The 22654-nt window shown below is 58.7% G+C and carries 15 protein-coding genes; 4 read left to right on the forward strand and 11 right to left on the reverse strand.

Translation table 11 applies throughout. The annotated features are described in order from the left end of the window. Positions 1–2 precede the first annotated feature (2 nt). Positions 3–656 carry an endonuclease III gene (gene nth, locus EC9_RS25860; RefSeq protein ID WP_145348860.1) on the reverse strand — a complete coding sequence of 218 codons (654 nt, stop codon included), beginning with the start codon at positions 654–656 and terminating at the stop codon, positions 3–5. Further along, positions 656–1552, reverse strand: coding sequence for a ribonuclease III (gene rnc, locus EC9_RS25865; protein ID WP_145348861.1), 897 nt, complete (start codon positions 1550–1552; stop codon positions 656–658). Before rnc ends, nth begins: the two co-directional genes overlap by 1 nt. Positions 1553–1804: 252 nt before the next feature. Here rnc and EC9_RS25870 point away from each other — a divergent pair, with 252 nt between their 5' ends. After that, positions 1805–2308 carry a HEAT repeat domain-containing protein gene (locus EC9_RS25870; protein WP_145348862.1) on the forward strand — a complete coding sequence of 168 codons (504 nt, stop codon included), beginning with the start codon at positions 1805–1807 and terminating at the stop codon, positions 2306–2308. Positions 2309–2362: 54 nt separating this feature from the next. Next, a complete protein-coding gene (locus EC9_RS25875) occupies positions 2363–3403 on the forward strand; it encodes an endonuclease/exonuclease/phosphatase family protein (protein WP_218934457.1) in 1041 nt (346 codons plus the stop codon). 23 nt (positions 3404–3426) lie between these two features. Here the strand turns inward: EC9_RS25875 and EC9_RS25880 are convergent, their stop codons facing one another. Both EC9_RS25880 and EC9_RS25885 read right to left on the reverse strand, forming a co-directional pair. Continuing rightward, positions 3427–4839: a hypothetical protein gene (locus EC9_RS25880; protein ID WP_145348864.1), complete on the reverse strand. Its 1413-nt coding sequence runs from the start codon at positions 4837–4839 to the stop codon at positions 3427–3429. Between the two features lie 152 nt (positions 4840–4991). Further along, positions 4992–6245 carry an NAD(P)/FAD-dependent oxidoreductase gene (locus EC9_RS25885; RefSeq protein WP_145348865.1) on the reverse strand — a complete coding sequence of 418 codons (1254 nt, stop codon included), beginning with the start codon at positions 6243–6245 and terminating at the stop codon, positions 4992–4994. 458 nt (positions 6246–6703) lie between these two features. Between EC9_RS25885 and EC9_RS25890 the strand changes: the two genes are divergently transcribed. After that, entirely contained in the window at positions 6704–8143 is a 1440-nt protein-coding gene (locus tag EC9_RS25890) for a GGDEF domain-containing protein (protein ID WP_145348866.1), read from the forward strand. 40 nt (positions 8144–8183) lie between these two features. Here the strand turns inward: EC9_RS25890 and EC9_RS25895 are convergent, their stop codons facing one another. The 7 genes from EC9_RS25895 to EC9_RS25930 form a co-directional block, all read right to left on the reverse strand. Next, on the reverse strand, positions 8184–8837 hold the full coding sequence (locus EC9_RS25895; RefSeq protein ID WP_145348867.1) for an SGNH/GDSL hydrolase family protein: 654 nt from the start codon (positions 8835–8837) through the stop codon (positions 8184–8186). Positions 8838–8931: 94 nt separating this feature from the next. Further along, positions 8932–9702, reverse strand: coding sequence for a hypothetical protein (locus EC9_RS25900; RefSeq protein ID WP_145348868.1), 771 nt, complete (start codon positions 9700–9702; stop codon positions 8932–8934). Between the two features lie 140 nt (positions 9703–9842). Continuing rightward, complete coding sequence (locus tag EC9_RS25905; RefSeq protein WP_145348869.1) at positions 9843–13646, reverse strand: secretin N-terminal domain-containing protein; 3804 nt, start codon at positions 13644–13646, stop codon at positions 9843–9845. 182 nt (positions 13647–13828) lie between these two features. Beyond that, positions 13829–15736: an asparagine synthase (glutamine-hydrolyzing) gene (gene asnB / locus EC9_RS25910; RefSeq protein WP_145348870.1), complete on the reverse strand. Its 1908-nt coding sequence runs from the start codon at positions 15734–15736 to the stop codon at positions 13829–13831. A 383-nt stretch (positions 15737–16119) separates the two neighbouring features. Then, positions 16120–17211, reverse strand: a complete 1092-nt coding sequence (locus tag EC9_RS25915) for an RluA family pseudouridine synthase (protein ID WP_145117202.1) — start codon at positions 17209–17211, stop codon at positions 16120–16122. Positions 17212–18216: 1005 nt separating this feature from the next. Beyond that, positions 18217–19044: a tetratricopeptide repeat protein gene (locus EC9_RS25925; protein WP_145348872.1), complete on the reverse strand. Its 828-nt coding sequence runs from the start codon at positions 19042–19044 to the stop codon at positions 18217–18219. Positions 19045–19179: 135 nt separating this feature from the next. Then, a complete protein-coding gene (locus EC9_RS25930; protein ID WP_145117204.1) occupies positions 19180–19548 on the reverse strand; it encodes a DUF2237 family protein in 369 nt (122 codons plus the stop codon). A 319-nt stretch (positions 19549–19867) separates the two neighbouring features. On the opposite strand from EC9_RS25930, the gene EC9_RS25935 reads away from it, so the two are divergent. Beyond that, a complete protein-coding gene (locus EC9_RS25935; RefSeq protein ID WP_145348873.1) occupies positions 19868–22183 on the forward strand; it encodes an ATP-dependent helicase in 2316 nt (771 codons plus the stop codon). Positions 22184–22654: the final 471 nt, after the last annotated feature.

The raw sequence follows: 22654 nt of genomic DNA on the forward strand, positions 1-22654 counted from the left end.
GGCTACGCCTTTTTGGTTTCGACAGGCTTTCGGCGGTTCGGGTAGAGCGTTGTACACAGTTCGCATCGCGTACCATCGCAGCCCCGCGCGGTGCAATATTCGCGACCGTAGAAGATGATCTGCAGATGCAGCGTGTTCCAACTCGACTCGGGAAACAACGCCTTGAGATCGCGTTCGGTCTGTTGGACGTTTTTGCCATCGGTCAGTCCCCAGCGTTGGGCCAGGCGATGGATATGCGTATCGACGGGAAACGCGGGGTGCCCAAACGCTTGGCTCATCACCACGCTGGCCGTCTTGTGGCCAACGCCGGGCAACGATTCCAAACCTTCAAAAGTTTGCGGCACCTGGCCGTCGAATTCGTCGACCAAACGCTGGCTGAGCCCCGCGATCGCCGCGGCCTTCTTGGGAGCCAACCCCAGCGGTCGAATGATCTCGAGAATTGCATCGACCGATTGCTGTCGCATCTGTTCGGGCGTGTCAGCCAAATCGAATAACGCGGGCGTCACGCGGTTGACCATTTTGTCCGTGCACTGGGCACTCAACAGGACAGCGATCAACAGCGTGAACGGATCGCGATGGTCCAGCGGAATCGGCGTTTCGGGATAGAGTTCCGCCAGTCGCTTGAGAACGATCTCGGCGCGTTGTTGCTTGCGCATCAGGGCATGTCACCCTGAAACGGTGGCTCCTTACCCGAGATCTCCGCCAACGCGTTGGCTGCCGCTCGCTGTTCGGCGTCCTTCTTGCTGCGGCCCCAAGCGGGCGTTCGCAATTGGCCATCGACCAACACCGCAATCTGGAACTTCTTACTGTGATCCGGGCCGATGGCATTCAGCAAGCGATAGCAGGGTGTGGTGCTGAAATCGCGTTGCACCACCTGCTGCAGGTTCGATTTATGGTTCTCGTCGCCGCGACTGTCGATCCCTTCGGCAACCTCCTGCGCCAACCACTGATGCAACAGCTCGCGGACTTTATCGAACCCGCCGTCGAGATAGATCGCCGCGACGATCGATTCGAAGACATCGGAGGTCAACGATTTGGGAAAGCTGCGGTTTTTGCGAACTCCCTTGCCAACCAACAAACATCGATCCAAGCCCAACCGCTTGGCAACTTTGGAACATGTCTGGCGGCTGACGACGTTCGATTTGATCTTGGTCAATTCGCCTTCGTTCAGATCGGTCCGTTCGTGATACAGCCAATCGCAGACAACCGCCCCCAAGATCGCGTCTCCCAGGAACTCCATCCGCTCGTTCGATTTTAAGCGATGCGAAGCCCCCGACGCATGGGTCAAAGCTTCCAACAACAGATCGCGATCTTTAAAACGATGGCCCACGATCGATTCGCATAGATCCAACCGCTGTTGTGTGGTCAGTTCTTCATTGGCTGGCAGTTCGGCCGCCGACAGGGGTTGAACCGCAGCGACCTCGGCAGCGGCAGAACAATCCGCGGAAGGATCGATCCCCGTCGGGCGATCGCAACATTCGTCGCCGTCACTCGATGTCGCTGGCAAAATCGCCTTTTGATCCTGCTTGTTTGCAGGCAATTCATCATTCATAGCGCAAGGTTAGCCCTCAGGTGCCAAGTTGTTGGTCCAGTGAGAAACTAACCCGAGGCGTCAGCAAGGTGGGATTGCAATGCAAGCAATTCGCCTCAATGACGTTTCGGGTTGGAATCATCGCTGTTGCTCCTGCGGCGTCCTTTTTGGTACGCATTGCTGAACAACCGTGATCTCCCGATTCTAATCCCTTTGCCCGTCGTTGCATAAGGGATTGGTGTCGCCCGCTGTAAAATCCTGGGGACTACTGTCATGACCAGCCAAGATCCATCGAATCTAGAGCATTCCGATCCTGAAATCCGCCGCCAAACACTGCAGTCGATTATCGACGAGAGTCCCCGCTTAGCCGATTGGACGATTCAGTTGCTGCGCGCTTCGTGCGACCCGCATGCTTCGGTCAGCGAATTGGCGATCGCAACGCTCGAAGACATGGGCGCCCCCGACGCGTCGCAGGTTAGCGAGATCGTTGGTTTCGCTCAGCGGCCGGCTGACAGCGAAACGGTTTACTGGGCCACCACACTGATTGGCCGAATCGGTCCCGCCGCTGCCGATGCGGTGCCAACCCTGGCGGGCGTGCTGGCAAATTCGTCGTTCCTGCACGTACGCGAAAAGGCGGCCTGGGCACTGGGACAGATCGGTCCCGCAGCGATTGGTGCCACCGCCGTGCTGCAATCCGCGGCCGAACAAGGCCCGCCGCGACTGCAACGCCTCGCCGCCAAAGCATTGGCTGCGACCGCTAGCAGCGCCGCCGCTTAACGACCGTTCCCGATCCGCTCTTCTCAAGTTGCACAGCAGGCAAGGAGGCCTGACGTGGCCACCCGACGCAAGAAACTCACTAGTCTCCCCATCGGCCGATTCGCCGGGCCGCCGCTGACCATTGTCCTGTTCCTCGTCGTGGGTTACCTGGCGCTGACCGGAAGGCTGAGCTTCCTGACCGGAGGCGGAGATCAAACCGCATCGTCCGACACCGAAGCCTTCCCCGGCTTGGGCAGCCCGTTGCAACTGGCCTCCACCGGCGATGCGCAGGGCAAACCCAGCGAGACGTTGGCGATCGCGACCTTCAACATCCAGGTCTTTGGCGTTAAGAAGGCCGAAGATCTCGAGGTGATGCAATATCTGGCGTTGATCCTTCGCCAATTCGACGTGATCGCAGTCCAAGAGATCCGCAGCCTCGATCGCGCCCCGGTCGACCAATTGTTATCGCTAGTCAATTCGACCGGTGAACAATATCAAGTGGTGCTAAGCGAACGACTGGGCCGCACCGACAGCAAGGAACAATACGCCTACATTTGGGACAGCCGCCGGGTCGAGATGGTCGAAGGATCCAATTACCTGGTCAACGACGATGCCGACTTCATGCATCGCGAACCGTTTGTCGCCAGTTTCCGCGCGCTGCAAGCCGGGGCGGTCGGTGCCCAACCGTTCAGCTTTACGATGATCAACGTTCACACCGATCCCGATGAGACCGATCAAGAATTGAATGTCCTCGACGACGTGTTCCAAAGCGTGCGGGCTTACGAATTCTCCGAAGACGACTTTATCTTGGCTGGCGATCTGAATGTCGAAACGATTCAACTGGGCGAACTGGGCCAGATCCAAGGGGTCGAATCGGTCAACCGCGAACAAACCAACACCGCCGGCAGCCGATCGATCGACCATATCCTGATCGATCGCACCGTGACAACCGAGTTCCGCAGCGCTGGGGTGATCAATTACGAACGCGATTTGAAACTGCCCCGTGAACTAGCCGACCGAATCTCTGACCATCGCCCTGTGTGGGCCGTCTTCGACAGCAGCGAACACGCCCCGCGAGGCGTGATCGCAGCGGTTCCGGGCACGACGGCCCGCTAGATCGGCAATCGATCGCCGCCGGACTATTTCACCGACGGCTTACCAACCGACTTGGCGTCGGCAACCTGTTTCGCCGGGTCGGCCGCCGATTTGTCGATCGCGATAAATCGAAAGCCTTCGGCGAACTGATGGTCGCCACCACCAAATTGTTCCATCTGTTCATCGGCCAACGTAAAGATCGCTGCCGAACGGCGTCCGTCGTCGTTGGACAAGTGCAGATAGATCCACTGGACCGGGATCTTTTCGACCGAACCCTGGGCGACCACTCGCAACAGTCTCAGCTCTCCGCTGGTCACCTTCTCCTCGGCTTCCAAGAACTCGCCAAATCGGTCCCCTAGGGTCCGTTGAATGTCGTCTTGAAACGCTTCCAGCGTCAATTGATGACCCGCTTTCAGTTCGGGCATCGTGCGGACATCACACTGCGAAATCACGCGATCGTTGTCGATCATCCGCAACTGAGCGAAGCGGTCGTTGGCGTTGATCAGATGCCAATTGCGATCGCAGAAGACCGAAAACCCGCCCTGTGGACTGCGGATATCGATCAACAGTTTGTCCTCGCTTGGCTTGGTCGCCAAATCGATCGACGCACTGCTGTCGATCGCATTGGGCTTGGCCAGCGGCTGGCGAATGACACGGATCTGCGCCGCGACGTCGAACCCCGGCTTGGCTTTCCCCAGTTCGCGATCCTCGTGGACCGCCAATGCCAACCAAGTCACCGTTTGCTGTTTGCGATCATAGGTCAACTTGCCACGCAACTGAATCGATGTCGGCACGCCGTCGACCGAAGCGCTGATCGAACCCAACAATTGAATCTTTGCGGTCGCATCGTCAAAGGAGGCCAGCGTTGCGTTGACGTCCGATTTTTGCACCGCGTCCATATCGAACAGCGTTGCCAAGACATCCTCCTCGACCGCCCACGATCCGTCCACCTCGACCTTTTTGTTAGGCAACAAGCGATCGATGGCCAACGAATTAACCGGGACCTTCAGCAATTCCAATTCATCGACAGTGAACTGGGTCTGAGATGCGTAGACAACCGATCGGGTCTGGTCGACATGCAGGACCGCGTGCCGCGCTTCGGATCGCAACCCCGACTTGACGTCGTTCGTTTGCACCTGGCCTTTGGTTGTCGCTTCGTAGTAATACCGCTGGGCGGCCTGGGCGAGACCGTGCGAATCGCGAAACAGACGCTCTTCGTAATCGATCACCGAATCGGCGGTGACCGGCAACTGCCGCGTTGCATCGACCGAAAGATTCGTCTTAGGAACCTTGGCGTTCCCTTTGACACCGACCGTCATTCGAACGCGATAGATCGATTGGCTGTCGTTGCTGTACAACGGCACCCCGCCGCGGTCAGCGGCCGCCAACGGCGACGCGGCGCAAACCGCTAAAGAAAGTCCAGCCAACAAGTCGCGTCGCGTCAGTTTGCAATCCATCGCAGGAACCCGCTCCATGGTGTTGTCGCTAGATCGAAATGCTAGCGACACAGATGGTGTTGATCGTCGAAGGGCGAATACACGAACAGAGCCCAACCCTTACAGAGGGATCGTCTGTTCGCCGTCCGACAATTCAGCAGATTCGGAAAAACTCAGCCTTCTCGCATCGACATCGCAGCCCGTTTGTCGGCCTCGATCGCAGCATCCATGTCATCGAAGATCGCGCCGGCTTGATCGTGGAAGATCCGCCCGATCAACAGATCGGTCAGATTACCGCTGTGCTGTGGATGGGCTTTCATAAACCGGCCAAAACTGAACTCGTTGGTGTAGTAGGCATGCACCAGCTTGCGAATCCAGCTCGAGCCATCTTTGAAGTCATCGGCCCACTTGGCCAACTGTGCCCCGGAAAGGTCCTGTTTGGCAAAGCCTTCGTTGATCGCGTCGGCCGCCCGCACACCCGTCTCCAACGCAAAATAGACACCCGACGAATAGATCGGATCGATGAAGCCGAATGCGTCGCCGATCAACACCCACCCCTGGCCGGCATGCCGTGTCGTGGTGTACGAAAACTCTTTGGCAACGCGAATCTCTCCCTGGAACTCGGCCCCCTTAAGACGGTCTTGCAGTCCCGGACAGATACTCAATTCGTGTTCGTATTTCGCTTCGGGTTTGAGCCCCTGTTTGAGCATGTAGTCGTTGTTGCCAACGCATCCGATGCTGGTGATTCCATTGGACAGCGGGATGAACCAGAACCAGGAATCTTTGTTCTGAGTCTGCATGATGATCGTTGCCCCCTCGTTTTCGCCGTCGTCTCGGCGGGCATCTTTCCAGTAGCCCCAGATCGCCGCCTTCTTCAAGTCGGGATTGATCTCCTTCAGTCCCAATTTGTTGGCGATAAACGACTGCAACCCCGTCGCATCGACGACGACGCGACAGGAGATCCGATGCTCCTCTCCCTGGGCGTCGCGAACCCGCACGCCAGTCGCACAATCGTTGTCGTCGATCTCGACATCCAACAACCGCGTTTGGTCGTAACAATCGGCTCCCAATTCGGCGGCGCGTTCAAACAACATCTGATCGAACCGCGACCGTTCGACCTGCCACGTGCTGCTGCTCTCCCGCGGATCGTGCTGACGAAAATAGAATGGCGAGGATTCCTTGCCGTTGTTAGTGACAAATTGCACACTCAACTTCTTCTGGAACCCCAGCTCGTCCATCCGATCGATCACCCCCAACCGCGACAGCGGCCAATAGACCTCGGGCATCAACGATTCGCCGATATGAAAACGTGGCATCGATTCGCGCTCGATCAGCAGCGTGCTGTGCCCTGCCGCAGCAGTCAACGCCGCAGCCGAACTACCACCGGGTCCACCACCAATCACAACGACGTCGTAGTTCGCTTTCACAGTCGGATACCTAACCTAATTTGGAGGGGGGCGAAAACAATTGTTCGATAGAGCGCGGGGGCGGGTGGAACCGGGGCGGATTGAACTTCACGCAGCGGTTCGCATGCAAAACTTTAGCGACAGGTCAAACCAGCATTCTAACCTAAGTCGACAACAAGTCCCCTAATCCTTTATAGGGAACTGTCGATAAACGACCAATCGCCGATCGGGGCAACTCGGATTCGAATCGGCGATGCGACCTGCAGATCCAATGGCTCGCTCAACGCAGAAGGGGGCCCGAACGGCCGATTCCGCAATTTGACAGCGCTCGCGGCGTGACGTAGAGAATTATACCGAGTGTTGTGCGAACCGATCCAATCTTGACCTGCGAATGGCCAAGAAATGCGTCTTTACGCCGCACACGGCTAGCGTGCGGAGAACAATGCACCATTAGTAGGTATCAGCAACGGTTGTGAGGCATGGGAATTGAATTGGTTGCGTTGATCGCACTCAGCTGCGGCTGCTCTGGGCTGCTGTGTGGGTGGTTGCTGCGAGATCCGGGATGCAGCACTCCGCAACCGGGACGTGCAGCGGATGCGGAAAAGAATCGGACCGAACGCGATCGGTTGGAAAAAATCGCCGCCCAGCTTCGGAAGGTGACGACCAGCGTGGCCGCCGAAGTCGATGCCCATCAAACAAAAATCCAAGCCGTCTCGGACAGTTTGACCGATTCGGAAGATTCGTCCGACCAAGATCAAGTTTACGATGCGGTCACCAGCCTGATCGCCGCCAACGCGCTGATGCAGCAGCAATTGGGCGAGGCGCAAAATCAGATTCGCAGCCAGGCGCAAGCGATCGAGACGGCCGAGGAACTGGCGCTGACCGATGGGCTAACTGGCCTGAACAATCGCCGTGCCCTCGACCGCCAGATGAAAGAACGGCACGCTTTGGGCGACACCGTCGCCAATCCGACCACTTTCATGCTGATCGACGTCGATCACTTCAAGAACTTCAACGATCTGCATGGTCACTTGACCGGCGACGAAGTCCTCAAGCATGTCGGTCGCCTGCTGACCACCAGTCTCTCGGATGTCGGCTTTGTCGCCCGTTACGGCGGCGAGGAGTTCGCCGTCTTGTTTAACGATATGAAAGTCGCGGAGATCAAAGACCGCGCCGACAAGGTTCGCGAGACGTTTGGCGAACAAGAGTTCTTCGTCGATGACCAGTGCCTGCAAGTCACCGCCAGCGCCGGCCTGGCCCAGCTGGAACCGGGCGAGACGATCGAATCGTGGATCGAACGGGCCGACAACGCGCTCTACAACGCAAAAGACGAGGGCCGCAACCAAGCCTATTGGATGGACGGCGACGTCGCCTTTCCGGTCAAAGAGGAGGAAGAGGAAGAGGAGCCGTCCGAAGCCGATGCGGTCCCCGAGACAGCGGTTGATACCGACGACGAGACCCCCGATCTCAGCGGGCCCGCGACCGATAGTTTGGCCCCTTTGAACTTGCCCAACTTCGAAACGCTCTCCGAAAACGTCGGCAGCGGTTTCCGCAAGCTGCAAGTCGAACGGATTCCGTTCTGCTTGATGGCGATTCGCGTCCAAGCCGATGCCGCCGAAGAGGTTTGGAAGCAAGCGACGCTGTCCAGCATTCAAGCTTCGGTTCGCGGCATCGATGCCGATCGGATCGGATTCGATGGCGAACAAACGTTTGTCGTCTGCTTGCCGAGCACCGATGAATCGATCGCCAAGGAACGGGCCAAATTGATCCGCCAGAACATCGACGCGGCCAGCGAATCGGCGTGGCACCTGCAGATCGCAACCGCCAGTGCCACAGCGACCGAAACGTTTGAAGAAGCGTTGCAACGGACGGTTGAAAAGAACACACAAGTCGGCCAGTCCGAACCGGCTACCGCGTGAACCTTCGCTTGCCCCAGCCTAGCCAACGGGGCGGCACACCTTAATCCGCCAACCGTTGCGAGATCGCCGCGGCAACCTGTTGCGCCAGATAATCCGAACCGGCCGATGTGTAGTGCAAATCTTGGGGCCGGTGCAGTTCGTCGAACCGCGGCATGATGTAGCCGTGTAGATCGTTGATCGGCACATCCAGTTCGGTCATCACACGCGCCGCGATCTCGTTGTAATGCGTCTCGTCGCCAAAGGTCCGGTCGGGATTCAGCTTGCCCTTGGGAATCGGTGTCGTCGATGCCCAGATCAACTTCGCCCCCGTCGCTTTCATCTTGGCCACCAACAACCGCAAGTTCTTTTCGTAATCGGCCGGTTCGACCTGCCGCGTGCCATCGGCTTGGTGCTTCAAATCATGGATGCCCCAATTGAAATGGATCACATCCCAGTTCCCATCTCCAAGCCATTTGTCGATATTCGCCAGCCCTCGGAATGTCGGTCCGCCGTTCGCCGGGATCCGATGGACGTTCGCTTTGTCAGCCAACAGCTTCCGCGTCGGTTGGGTGTAACCCATCGAGATCGAATCGCCAATCAACAGCACCCGCGGCAGCCCCGCGCGATCTTTGATCGGCTCCAAAACGCCCTTCTGCCCAAAGCCAGAAGCACAACAGACGAGCGACAGGAGTGCAGTACAACAGATTCGATGCATGATGAGTCTCGCAGAGGGTGAAGCTGGAAGGTCCGGTTGAGATCGACCAGTATACACGCTCGGCCAGTGGTTCAGACGACTCCGCCAGCATCCTTTAGGGAGCGGGCAGCGGCGTCGGCTTCGACGTTTCTTGGGCAGCCGGTAGCCGCGTTGCCACGCGGGCCGACGGCTTGGTTTGTTCGGGCATCCGCGCCAGTCGCTGTTGGAACGAACTGGGCAACGGGATCGTTGTCGTTTGCATCGCGCTGTTGGCGTTCAGTCCCTGATGCGTTTCGGTGCCGCCGAGATAGTGGCCGACTTGGCGAACCGCCGGCACCGCGGGCCGCTTGGCTGCCGTCAGGTCGACCTTGCGACCGGGCAACAAGACCATCGCCGCTTCGCTTTGCACCACCTTGCCGCCGGTCGTTTTGAAGGTCGACATCAGCGACAGTTTCTTCTGGTCGCCGCCGGCAGCATCCCACGGGATCCAGATGCTGTACGACGCACCGAGATCCGATTCGCTGAAGTGCGATGTGAATTGTTCGGCGGTGAACCGGAACCGCTTGATGCCATCGGATTGCTGCGCCGTTGCCAACGCTTCATCGAAGCCGTGGATCGTCAGCTCACCCTCGACCGGCACCGCTTGGCTGTGGTCGTTGTAGAAGTAGACTCGCCCGCCGAATCCACGTGTCGGTGTCCGTCCTGGTTGCACGAGAATATCGGGCGTCCAAGTGACTGCCATCTTCACCGGGTTGGGATACGGTTTGGGTGGTTTATCTTTGTTCCAAGGCAACTTGGCCGACCAAGATTCACTCTTGGGGGCCGTTGCACAACCCGTCGCGATTGGACATGCCGCGATGACCAGAATGAAGAGGATTTTTTTCATCGGAGAACTACCCAAGAAGGTTTTCACTGCGAGATCGGGTTGCGAATCGCCCGTGTCGGACGACTCTTGGAGCTTTCAATTCAACCGTCCCGGCAAAGCGGGACAGCTTGATTCGGATCGCCATGGCGACCGATCGGTATCTAGCGGCGAGGCGTTCCGGGAGCCGGGGCGGCCATCGGAGCGCTGTATTGCACCGGAGTCGCATAACCTGGCGGCATCGCGTATTCGCTGGGTGTCGCTTCGTTTTGCATCGAGAAGACTTCCATCGGAACGCGTTGCTGCGGCTGCATGTTCATCGCCGATTCGGTCGCTTGGATGGGAGACGCTTGTTCGATCATCCCCGCCGGCTGCGGGATCGCGGGAACATTGCCACTCGATTCGTAAGGGACCGTTTGCACCGGTTGCTGGCTTGGATCGATAGGATGCTGTTGCATGCTGCCAGGGACGATCTGTTCCCCCGGACCCAGCAATGGATCTTGTGGGGCGGTTGGGAAGTGGTCGACGGTTGGTTGCATGTCGGGATAGATCATCGCTCCGACCGCGGGACCCCAGAGACCGTATCCGCCACGCAAGCCGGCGTCGCCATGTAGCTCGACTACGTCGGCCAGACAGTAGCTCATGCGGCTCGATTCGGCATCGTTGATCAATTGAATGTCCTCTTCGCCGTTGACGACTCGCGGTGTCAGCACGATCAACATCTCGGTTCGCTCTTCGATCTCTTGGTCGAATCGAAACAACTGGCCCAGGATCGGAATGTCCGAGACGTAGGGAACACGTCGGCTGAACTGACGACGACTCTTCGTGATCAATCCACCAAACACCACGGTCTGTCCCGACATCGCGGTCACGGTCGATTGAGCTTGCGTGATCAAGATCTGTGGCGAGATGATCGGATTGTCGTTGCTGTCGGTCGCAATCGGCTGACCATTGTTTGGGTTCGGATCGACGTTCGACCGTTGCGCGTCGACATTCATCACGATCAACCCATCCTGGCCGACTCGCGGCGTGACCCGCAGGATCAGCCCCAAGTTGATGTCTTGGGTTGCGATCACGGTGCCCGAGTTGGCGTTGCCGGCTTGCACCGATTCGATCCGTGGAAACAACGAACCGACCTGAACGTAACCCTCGGTACCGTCGAGCGTCATGATCTGCGGACGGCTGAGGATCTGAGCCCGGCCCGAATCTTGCAACATCCGTAGCAACAGGTTCACCGATTCACTGGCTGCCGAAAGAACAAATCCACCGTAGCCAAACTCGCTGCTTTGACGCCCCAGAGCAAAGGCGGAAGCGACTTGCCCAGCAAGATTTTCTTGGTCGTAGGTATTGTTGTTTGGCAAGCCTGGCGACGAATTCGGAAGGAAGTTGAAGCCGGGCGTGCTCGAGGTCGCGCCTGCCACGCCGCGATCGAATAGCACCGAATCTTGCAAACCGAGTTCGGTGCCAAATTCAAATCCGTCGGTCAGGGTGACCTCGGCCAACACAACTTGGATCATGATCATCGGCGGGCGTCGATCCAATTGATCGATCACACGGCGAACGTCTTCATACAGTCGGGGCGAAACACTGATCACCAGACTGTTGGTACGCGCTTCGGGCACGACGACGAGGTCGCGTTCGGGCAGGTCGTAGGGGCCAAGGCTTTGGCTGAAAAATTGGTTTCGCGATTGCAATTGCGACTGTTGGTTGACAAAGTCTTGCAGCGCGGTCGCGACGTCCGCGGCGGCGGCGTTTCGCAACCAGATCGTCTCGGTGATCCGCGACGAAAAGCCTTCGGTATCCAACCGGATCAACAAGCTCTCGACAACTTCCAGATCGGTCGCACTGCCGCTGGCAATGATGCTGTTGGTCCGGATGTCGACGGCAAATCGCAGCGCGATCAACGAAGTCTCGCTGTTGCTGGTCTGCGTCATTGCGGCCAGGTTTCCGACACCGCTGTTGTTGGTCTGCCCCTCGGCGGCAAACAACTCTTGCAGCGAAGTCGTCAATTGCGTGGCGTCGCCGTTGACGATCGTAAAGACCTTGACCACGCTTTCGGCACCCGGCAATTGATCCAATTGGTCGATCAATTCGCCGATCAACGGCATGCTGGCTGCAGGAGCGCGAACGATGATCGCGTTGACGTTGGCATCGGCGGTGACGACAACTCCCGACAGGATTCCCGAATCGAGCGTCTTGTTCCCTTGCGCGTCGACCGACAGGATCGACAGCGTGCTCGAAGGGATCGTGGTGTTGTCGGGAACGTCTTCGGGTTGCCCCGAAATCGCCGCTTGCAGAACCGGTTGCAGGTCTTCGGCGAAGGCGTTCTTCAGTTTGAAGACCTTCAATTCGCTCTCGGCACCGGTCGCGGGAGCATCCAACTGTTGGATCATCCGCTCGACTTCCAACATGTCCCGAGGCGACGCCTGGGCGATGATCGAATTGGATCGATAATCGGCGATAATCCGCGCCCTAGCGCCCAAGCCGGGGCGAAGGTCTTCGTTGCCGCTGGGTCGGTCGACAAAGAAACCTTGCACGGTGGCTTGGACATCCAGGGCGGATGCGTGTTTCAAATTAAAGACGCGAAATTGCGAAGCGACATCCACCGGTTGATCGACTTTTTTGATCAGATCGATCACCCCGGCAACCGCTTCGTCGCGGCCGATCAATAGGATCGCATTGGGTTTATCCAACGCGGTGATGCTGACTTGGCCTTGGCGAGGTGCCAAAACCTGTTCGTACAATTGGTTCACGATCTCCGCGACGGCATTGCTGTTCGCATGCTCCAGCGCGACAACTTCGACCTTCGGTTGGGTGACCGCGCTCTGTTCTTCGATCTGTTTGATAACTTCCATCACGCGTTGGACATCGCGTTTGGCACCGCGAACGATGATCACGCCCAACTCCGGGACAAATTCGATCTGCACGTCGCCAAACAGGCCGTTGAAGGCATCGTCGCCAGCGGCATCGCCAGCTTGTCCATCGTCGCCCCCGGCTTGCCCATTGCCGGCTGCGGCTTGGCGTTGCATGACCGCCCGCAACAGTGGATTATCGCGACCACCACCGGCCACACCGATCGTGTCGTCCTCTTGAGCGACAACCGGGCGAATGTCCGATAGCAATCGCACGGCCCGGCGGATCGGTGCTTGTTCGGCATTTTGGATTCGCATCAATTGCGTCGCCACGCCGGAGCGATTGTCTTGGCGATCGATCGTTTCGATGACACGTTGCCATCCGTTGATCGATGTCTTCGGCGCGATGACTGTCACTTTGTTGTCGCGGCGATCGATTTGCACTTTGGTGGTGCCAGCGTGTTGGCTGATGATATCGAAGCTGGCAAGTTCGCCGTTTCGCTGCGTCGTGACTGGCAATTTGCGTCCCGCCAAGCGAGCCAGACCATCTTCAAAGTCGCGCCATGAAGCGTTGTGCAGCGCGAACTGAGCGCGTACCGGTTGGCCGACTTTGGCGCTTACCTGTTGGATCTCTGGCGATCCCTTGACCGCTTGTTGTACGTTCCGTTGGATCTCATCGTGAAGCCCAGCCGGTGCCATCACCAACAACTGGCCTGTTTTTTCGTCACCGGTGATGCGGACGTCGACGTTCTTGCGATATTGCAAGCCGACGTTGCGTTCGACCTCGTGCAACCGAGCCGCCGGGACGGGCAAAGCGCGAAGCACAGGTTTGTCGCTTGCTGTCGTAACTTGGACAACATCCAAAGCCGCGATCGATTCAGCCGCCACGCGCTGCGCCTCCGGACCGCCGCGAACGATCAGACGGTTGTTCGTCCGATCGATCACAACCTCGGCCGCCTGGCTCGCTTGCGCCAGCATCTGCCGAACGCGTGGCGCCAATTGCCCCGCGGGACCGTTCTGCACCGGATAAACGTTCCCGGCGACAGGGGCTTGGGCAATCGCCGGTATCGCTAGCGTCAACACAAGAATCAGCAACAGCGCGGTTCGGTTCGGCATGACAGTTCACTCGTCGAGCGGAAATTGGATAGACAATCGATCCAATCGTCACAGTCCGCAGGACCAGAGCAACCAAACCACCCCAAAACCACTACCACCGCAATTCACCGGCGTCACAAACTACCTAAACTCGCACCCCCGCACCGACAAGCAAAGGTCACCAAGGCTTGCCGACAAACACTTCAGAACCACCGGTCACCCCAAAGGATGGTGTTAGCGAGCGGCCAGTGCCAGCTGGCCAGATGGCTCGGCAGACGACACAGCTCGTCGAGTGCTTCGCGGCGGAACAGTTGTTGCGCGAACGGACTCGTTCGATACAGCTCCTGCAACCATGGCTGCCATTGTCCGCCCAACCAGTGAGGGACCGGTGTTGGGAAGCTTGCTTTGGGACGCTGCGCAAGTTCGGCCGGCAGCCGATTTCCCGCCGCCGCGCGCAACAGTCGCTTGCCGCGCAGCGACCCGTCCGCGGCCAAGGCGCTCGCGGTGCGATGCTGCAGCGCTTCGCCCGGGGCAACATCGATGCAGTAGCCGATCGGTTGGCGGAACATCTGTTCGACGAAGTGATGGTCGGTGTACGGGACCCGCGATTCCAACCCAGCCGTCATCGTCGCGCTGTCGAGACGCGATAGCAAACATTCCAAATTAACGCGTAACAACAACTGCGCCGTTTTTTCCACTCCCGACAGATCGCCCAGCTGGCGGAACTGGCGATCGTAAAAACGCTCCACGCTGCCGTCGGCAAACGCCGCGGGCCAGGTGGCGTCATGAAACAGCGAAGCCTGCGTGGCTGCCGAGATCAATCCGTTGGCCGACAGATAATGGTCTCCCGCCGAAGCAAACGTGGCCGTGCCGTATTGCTGCATCAAGCTGTCGCGAGCCGTCTGCGCCGACGCGGGTGCTAGCGAATCGAGCGCTCGCGAGAGATCAAAATCGTTCCCCGACCAATGTGGAATCAAGTATCCGCAACAAGCTTCGTCGGCCCCTTCGCCGCCGAGCGCCACGCCGACCTGTTGCTTCAACTGTTGGGCGACGCGATAGATGATCGCGTCGGTCGGTGTCGAGATCGGCGTCTCGTAAGCCGCGATCAATTCCATCCAGGTCCGATGGTAATCGGTCGCCGAAACCGTGACCTGATCGAAATCGAAACCGACGTGCTGGGCACAGCGCCGCGCGTACTCAAAATCATTCCCCGCCGAGTCCAGTTCCGGGTCGATCCCGCCGCCGCACCGCGCGGTCATCGAAACACCTTCGTTGCGATGCAGCAGCGCTGCTAGCAGATTCGAATCGACACCGCCCGAGAGCATCATCCCGACGGGGACGTCGCTGCGCAGCCGGATCGAGACCGCTTCGCTGATCGTTTCCTCGAACCGATCGACAGCGTCGTCGAACGCCAGCCCCGTCGTCTCGCGCGGCGGAGGAGTCCAATAGATCGAGGATGTCAGTTTGTCGTCTGCCAGCGTCAACGTCTCCGCCGGACGGACGGCCTGGATGCCCGCGAAGACGGTTTCGGTATCCAACGTGATCCGAAACGTGCTCAAGTAATGACGGATCGTCGATAGATTCGGTTGGGGGCGGAAGTTGGGATGGGCGGTGATCGCGGCGATCGAACTGGCGAAGACAAACTGTTGCCCCAGTTCGGCGTAGAAGAGCGGTTTGACGCCGAAGCGATCCCGCGCGATGAACAGCTGCCGCTTTTGGAAATCGTAGACGCCAAAGGCGAACATCCCGCGCAGCTGTTCGACACACTTTTCACCCCAGTGCAGCCAAGCGGCCATCAGGACTTCGGTATCGCACTGCGTGCGGAATCGAAACCCGTGAGATCGTAACGTGTGTCGCAGCACATCGTCGTTGTAGATCTCGCCGTTGTAAACCAACGCACACGATCCGTCTTCGGAAACCCAAGGTTGCCGACCGGCATCGGGATCGCGAATCGCCAACCGGCGGTGGGCGAGGATCAGATTGTCGCGACGCAGCAGCGTGGCATCATCGGGGCCGCGTGCAGCCATCCGATCGCGGATCGCGATCACTTGCGGATCGGTCAGCGTCGGGGCGGCGCCGCTGCGATCGAGGATGCCCAAAATTCCACACATTGGATCCCTCTTAATCGATCGCTCGCGGCACTACAAAGTTGCCGACCGTTGGGTCGGCGCATAAAAAAAGCTCCCGGATAGTACGAGTCCCAGGGGGGCGGAGGACAGCGCGCTATGGATCCGGGAGCCGGTGGTTCTTTGCGTTAGCAATCGGCAGGCATCCTTGCCTTTCAATCACCAACGTTGTCTTCGCGACGAGCCGATTATTAATCAATCTTCATCCTTGAAGAAAGAGCAATTTTCGTGTCCGCAGGACAAATGTCCCAGTGCTGGACCGCTCAATCGCTTGGCCGTGTTGGCTAACCATCACTGCCATGGCGGGAGAATAGAGGCAACCGCCGACATGGGTCAAGGTTGGTTTTCGACTTTCCTGAGAAATTCGCTCATGCTCGGTTTTCGCTAGGGTTTAACGAGCGCAAGCACTTCAAAACCGCTTCGATATCGTCGGGGACGGGAGCTTCGAAGACCATCCGTTTGCCGCTCTGCGGATGATCCAATTCCAGCCGCTGCGCGTGCAGTGCTTGCCGCGTTAACAACGGCTCGATCGTCTCCCGTTGTGCCGAGGGTTGCGGATGATAATTGCCCGCCAGATCGTCGGCAGTGATCCGCGAACGACCGCCATAAAGTTTGTCGCAAAGGATCGGATGCCGCAGGTGATCCAAGTGAACTCGCAATTGATGCGTCCGGCCGGTCTTGGGAAACAACCGCACATAAGTGAAGCCGCGAAACCGCTCGATCACTTCATAAAAGGTGGTCGCTTCTTTGCTGGTCGCATGATTGGCGCGGATCGCCATCTTCTCGCGTTGATACGGATGGCGTCCGATCGGGCGATCGATCTGATCGCGGTCGCGGCTGAGCACTCCGCACGCGACGGCGACGTATTGCTTCTTGACCGTCCGATCGGCGAACTGAGCGGCCAAGTTCATGTGGACCGCATTCGTCTTGGCGACCACGATCACTCCGCTAGTGTCGCGGTCCAATCGATGGACGATCCCCGGCCGCGTCGGGCCACCGATGTCCGAGAGCGATTGGAAATGATAAGCCAGCCCGCTGGTCAACGTCCCCGACCAGTGGCCCCGGGCCGGATGGACGACCATCCCCGGCGGCTTGTTCACGACGACCATCCCGTCGTCTTCGAAGACGATATCAAGCGACATCGGCTCCGGAATCGTGCCATCTTCGGGAGGCTCGGGCATCCGAAAGCGGATCTGTTGGTTGGGCCGCAGCCGAAAGCTGGGGCGGACCGTCCGGCCATCGACCTGAGCTCCCCCCTCGTGCACTAGCATTCGCATCTGATTGCGGCTGACCCCATCCAAGACCTGAGTCAGATACATGTCGATCCGCTCCCCCTGAGCGCTCTCGGGGACATGGATCGATCGATAAGTCGTCTCGGCAGCGGATTCCTGATCGTCCGAAGTCGCTTCGTCCAGGAGTTCTTCGTCGACAGGTTCTTCGTCGGTGGAGTGATCGTTCAAAGCAGGCTTTTGATGGAGGTTGCTGTCGAATTGGGGGAGAGGAGCCAGCGGCCTGGCGCCCCTCGGAGCGTCATTGTAACGCATCTCGATTTTCCGGGACCTCGCCGCCCCGGCAATGGGGCTGCCGCAGATCGGCGGCGAAAAGCCACGATTGCGAACCGACCAACACCGCCCGGCGAAGCCAGCAGGGCCGGAATTTTGTAGTGGCGAAGCCACGGCATGCAACAGCCTGGGACGCAAGTCCCAGGGAGGCCGAATTACGCCCCCCCCAATGACCGACAGTCGCGAAGCGACGACATGCGATAGCCCAATCAACCGCGTCGCCATGCCGTCGCTTTCGCGACTGAGATGCTCCGCTGCGCTCCAATTTCCTGGGACTTGCGTCCCAGGCTATTCGCATGCCGTCGCTTTCGCGACTGTGGCAGCCCGGCTGGATCGAGCACGATCGCTTGGCGCCGGCGGACGCCCCTCCCCGAACTTCGCTGCGCTGGTTCGACCCTCCCCTAAACTACGTTTCGGGAAGGGTGAAGTGACGGCTGCATACACCCGCCCAGCGAAGCTGGGAGGGTCGGAAAACGAGCGTTTAGCGAGTTTTCCGGGGAGGGTTTTGCGGCTGGATTGAACACGATCGCTTGGCGCCGGCGGACGCCCCTCCCCGAACCTCGCTGCGCTGGTTCGACCCTCCCCTAAACTGCGTTTGGGGGAGGGTGAAATGACGGCTGCATGCACCCGCCCAGCGAAGCAGGGAGGGTCGGGAAACAAGCGTTTAGCGAGTTTTCCGGGGAGGGTTTTGCGGCTGGATTGAACACGATCGCTTGGCGCCGGCGGACGCCCCTCCCCGAACCTCGCTGCGCTGGTTCGACCCTCCCCTAAACTGCGTTTGGGGGAGGGTGAAGTGACGTGCGGCGCCGCGGGGGCGGGCAACAAGCATCGAGCGCATTAAAAAAGCCCCGGGGACCAACTTGGTTCCCGGGGCTCGATTTGATTTCGATTGCGAATCGCAGACTATTCGGTCTTCGCTGGCTCTTCGGCAGCTGCGTCTTTCGCTTCGGTAGCCTCTTCCTTTGGAGCTGCTGCCGCCTCTTCTTTGACTTCCGCTTCGGGAGCGTCGCTAACTTCGACATCCTTCAAATCGGGAGTCTCTGCCGGTGGCAAACCTTCGGCGGGGCCGTCGGGCAGGTCTTCTAGGCCGGGCAATCCGGGAGCGATCGAGGCCATGGCGACCGGTTGGTTTTCGCGGAACCATGTGTAGAAATCGCGAACGTCGTCGGTCCCCAGCAGGCGGATTCGCTCTTTGGCTTGTTCGGCCAAAGCTTCGGAGCTGGTGTTGTCCGCGACGATCTCATAAGTCGCGATCGCTTGGTCCAGGTCGCCTTGAGCTTCGTAGGCTTTGGCCAGCCCCAGGTTGGCTCGCGTCTTCAACAACGGGTCTTTGGCCGTTGCGAGCACGCTCTTGTAGTTTTCGGTGGCAGCTTCCAAAAATCCGGTCGCTTCATCGCGGTCGACAAACATCGACTCGATCCCCGCACCCAGATTGTGATCGGCTTGAGCGATTTGCGCCCACTGGCCAGGCATCGTGTCGGCGAAGTCTTGGCTGACTCGCTTGAACGATTCGGGGTCTTCGTTGCTGGTTGCTAGCAAGAAGTCGAGGCTCGCTGTCGCGTCGTGAGCTTGATTGCGCATGCTTACAAAGTTGTACGCGAACACGATCACGATCAACCCAATCACGCCGATCACGATCGCGCGAAGATAGGGCGTGATGCTTTGGATACCGCTTCCTAAAGCATCCGCAAGTTCGTTTTGCTGCAATTGGTGCCGCTCTTCGCTCTTCATCAGTTCTTCCGATCCGGTGGATTTAATTTGTTGTCGGCGACACACCTGGACTGCGTTCGTCGCTCGGGGGGATTCGCCCCGAAGTATAGGAAGGGGAGGGATTTAGCGTCAATACGCGATCGCCGCCCCGCAGCTTCAACCGTCGGCTGCGTGCGCCTGCAGAACTTCCAAGTCGATAAATTCTAGCGTCGAGATATGGGTGGCGTCCAGAACGACCGGCGGAGCCATCCCGGCCTGCCACGCTTCTTTCCACCGCAACGCACACAAACACCAACGATTTCCCGGCTTCAGACCGGGGAAACCGTATTCGGCGACCGGCGTGCTGAGATCGTTGCCGACCGATTTGCTGAACTCCAGAAACTCGGCAGTGACCTGCGTGCAGACGATGTGCAGCCCCACATCCTCGCGCCCCGTATCGCAGCAACCGGTGCGATAAAATCCGGTCATCGGGTCGACGCTGCAAGTTTGCAGCGGTGTGCCCAAGACGTTCTTTGCCTTGCTCAAAGCTCGTTCCCTGTGTGTTCTATGCGATCCCAACGACAACCACTGCGTCCCCAGTGCCCGGAGATCGGGTGCCGTTTCTCGATGGCCGAAGCGTCTATTGTGCCACCAACCCTCGATGTCCGAAAGCTCACGCGATTGGGCTTTCCTCACTAGCCCACGGTTTTGCTGGCAGCGACGCGTCGCGATCGGCCGCAACCGTCGCAAACATCGGCTCGGGGTCGTCGCGATCCCATTTTTGCTTTAACCTGAAATCACCACCGGGCCAACCGCACCAAGCCCGCTCGCGATGCCAAATCGATAGCAGATAAGAAGGCGTTTGATGGACTTAATTCTCGACAACTTGACCGACCCGCAGCGAGCCGCGGTCACGCACATGGATGGTCCGATGTTGATGCTCGCCGGCCCCGGCAGCGGCAAGACCCGCGTGGTCACCCATCGGATCGCGCATCTGTTGCGGGAAGGAGTCCCCGCGTCGCAGATCCTGGCGTTGACGTTCACCAACAAAGCGGCGGAGGAGATGTTGGCCCGCGTCCAACAACTCGCTCCCGGCGAACCGGTTTGGATGAGTACGTTCCACCGCTTTTGCGCCCGCATGTTGCGACAATATTCGTCGCTGGTCGGGCTGCAAGAGAACTACTCGATCTACGACATGGCCGACGCCAAGGCGACGATGAAGCGGGCGATCGAGGTCTCGGGGATCTCGCTGAGTCACACGTCGCCCGATCAGATCGCCAACGCGATCAGCCACTTCAAAAATCAATTGCTGACGCCCGAGTCGATGGAAGGGGTGAATCTGCCAGCGGGCAAAATGCTCGCCGCCAAGGTCTATCCTTATTACCAACAGTTGCTGTTGGTCGCCAACGCCGTCGATTTCGATTGCATGCTGCTGCACGTCGCCCGGATGCTGCGCGAGAACCCCGAATTGCGAGAAGCCTTGGATTCGCGGTTCCGCTACATCATGGTCGACGAATACCAGGATACCAACCTGGCTCAATATGCGATCGTCCGTTCGCTGTCGGTCGTCCACCAGAATCTGGCGGTGACGGGGGATCCCGATCAATCGATCTACGGTTGGCGTGGAGCGAATCTGAACAACATCCTCGACTTTGAAAACGATTACCCGCAAGTCAAAACCGTTCGGCTGGAACAGAACTACCGCAGCACGCCCAACATTCTGCGGGTGGCCGATCAATTGATCACCAACAACACCCGCCGCAAGCACAAGGGGTTGTACACGCACAATCCCGAAGGAGCGGCGGTGCGGTTGCGGATCTACGCCAACGGTTATCAGGAAGCGGACGACATCGCCGATCAGATCGTCGAACAGATCCAGAATCACGGCCGTAGCCCCAAGGACTTTGCGATCCTGTGCCGGATGAATTATCTGACCCGATCGTTGGAACATTCGCTCCGCTCCCGCGTCGTCCCCTACACGATCGTTCGAGGCGTCGAGTTCTATCAGCGGAAAGAGATCAAGGATCTGCTCTCCTATCTGCAACTGATCAACAACCCAGCCAACGACGCTGCGCTGTCGCGGATCGTCAACACGCCGGCTCGCGGGATCGGCAAGACGACGATGGACCGAGTGATGTTATACGCCGCTCGGCACCGGATTCCACTGTTCGAAGCGATCTGCCGCTGCGATGAAATTGAATCGATCAAACCGCGAACCCGTGGGCTGTTGAAACGTTTTGTCGGAATCATCGACGCGCTCAGCCGCAAGGCTTCGTCCAGCCTCGAGGATCTGTTGCGGTTCGTGTTGGAGCAAACGCAGTACAGCGATTACCTGCGGTTTTCGACAGTCGAAGGAGAGGATAACGACGCGCTTGCGAACGTCGACGAATTGGTTTCCGCCGCCGTCGAATTCGATCGCCAGCATCCCGACGATGGATCGCTGGAAACCTTCCTGGAGCAGGTCGCGTTGATCTCCGATACCGATGCGTGGGAAGAATCGAGCGATCGCGTGACGCTGATGACCCTGCACGCCGCCAAGGGGCTCGAATTCCCTTGCGTCTATATCATCGGTGTCGAGGATCAAGTGCTGCCGCACCATCGCAGCCACGATGATCCGATGCAGTTTGAAGAGGAGCGGCGGTTGCTGTTCGTGGGGATCACGCGAGCTGAACAGACGCTGCAGTTGAGCATGGCCAAGCTGCGATCGGCCCGCGGTAGCATGCGGCCCGCCGCGGCCAGCCCGTTCCTGTTGGAACTGCCTCGCGAAGAGATGCAGGTGATCGATGCCCATCAACCGACGCAATACGGCGACGACAACGACTTCGATGTCGACGTCGAATATCCCGAGGCATGGGATATGCACGCTGATCACGACGACGATCTGAATCAATTGCCGCCCGAAGAACGGACGCCCGAAACCACCTCCACCCCGCGAACCGCTCCGATCGCATCGGTCACGACCGCCGCCCAAATGCTCGAACAGCAGATGGCCAACACGATCGATCCCGAGATCTATACGGTAGGGATGATCGTCAGCCATCCCGAATATGGCAGCGGCCGGATCCAGAGTCTGTCCGGTTCGGGAGGCAAGCGGACGGCGACTGTCAACTTCTTTGTCGACAGCATCGAACGCCGCTTCCGACTCTCCCACGCCCAACTGACGATCGAAAGCGAAGATTAGGGGTTTGTCAAACTTTGATTTTAGGATTGGTGGGAGTGGGCGAGGTCACGAGCTGTTGATTACCCACAAGTCGCAACTACGCCGACGGCGTGGCAGCCATTAGCCGGTGGTTGAGCGAACGCGATACCACCGGAATGACACGAGACGCGAACGGCCGACCGCGAAGGCGGTCGCAGCGCAACTGCATGGGATTCTGCGACCGCCTTCGCGGTCAACTTAGCGAGTTACGTTCGATACCGTAGGTGGCGCTGCGCTTACCTACGGCTAATTGCTTGATTCCCTTCGGGAAATTTGTGGGTAACCGACAGGAGGTCACGAGTCCCCATAATTTCTGGCGCGAAAGGATTCGTGACCTCGTCCACTACGCTGAATTCAAATGTGGATGAAGCACTAGCAGCGGTTCGGCTAGCCGAGCGTCGTTTGCGAGCGAGGCTCTTTAAGAAAAAGGACTGAAGGGAGGGAGCCACAATT

The sequence above is a fragment of the Rosistilla ulvae genome (assembly GCF_007741475.1).
GTDB lineage: Bacteria > Planctomycetota > Planctomycetia > Pirellulales > Pirellulaceae > Rosistilla > Rosistilla ulvae.

Bases quoted from the DNA above. Each gene is read 5' to 3' on its own strand.
- rnc (WP_145348861.1), bottom strand. From the start codon at position 1,552: ATGAATGATGAATTGCCTGCAAACAAGCAGGATCAAAAGGCGATTTTG.
- asnB (WP_145348870.1), bottom strand. From the start codon at position 15,736: ATGTGTGGAATTTTGGGCATCCTCGATCGCAGCGGCGCCGCCCCGACG.
- EC9_RS25900 (WP_145348868.1), bottom strand. From the start codon at position 9,702: ATGAAAAAAATCCTCTTCATTCTGGTCATCGCGGCATGTCCAATCGCG.
- EC9_RS25905 (WP_145348869.1), bottom strand. From the start codon at position 13,646: ATGCCGAACCGAACCGCGCTGTTGCTGATTCTTGTGTTGACGCTAGCG.
- EC9_RS25880 (WP_145348864.1), bottom strand. From the start codon at position 4,839: ATGGATTGCAAACTGACGCGACGCGACTTGTTGGCTGGACTTTCTTTA.
- EC9_RS25925 (WP_145348872.1), bottom strand. From the start codon at position 19,044: ATGAAGAGCGAAGAGCGGCACCAATTGCAGCAAAACGAACTTGCGGAT.
- EC9_RS25870 (WP_145348862.1), top strand. From the start codon at position 1,805: ATGACCAGCCAAGATCCATCGAATCTAGAGCATTCCGATCCTGAAATC.
- EC9_RS25890 (WP_145348866.1), top strand. From the start codon at position 6,704: ATGGGAATTGAATTGGTTGCGTTGATCGCACTCAGCTGCGGCTGCTCT.
- EC9_RS25935 (WP_145348873.1), top strand. From the start codon at position 19,868: ATGGACTTAATTCTCGACAACTTGACCGACCCGCAGCGAGCCGCGGTC.
- nth (WP_145348860.1), bottom strand. From the start codon at position 656: ATGCGCAAGCAACAACGCGCCGAGATCGTTCTCAAGCGACTGGCGGAA.
- EC9_RS25895 (WP_145348867.1), bottom strand. From the start codon at position 8,837: ATGCATCGAATCTGTTGTACTGCACTCCTGTCGCTCGTCTGTTGTGCT.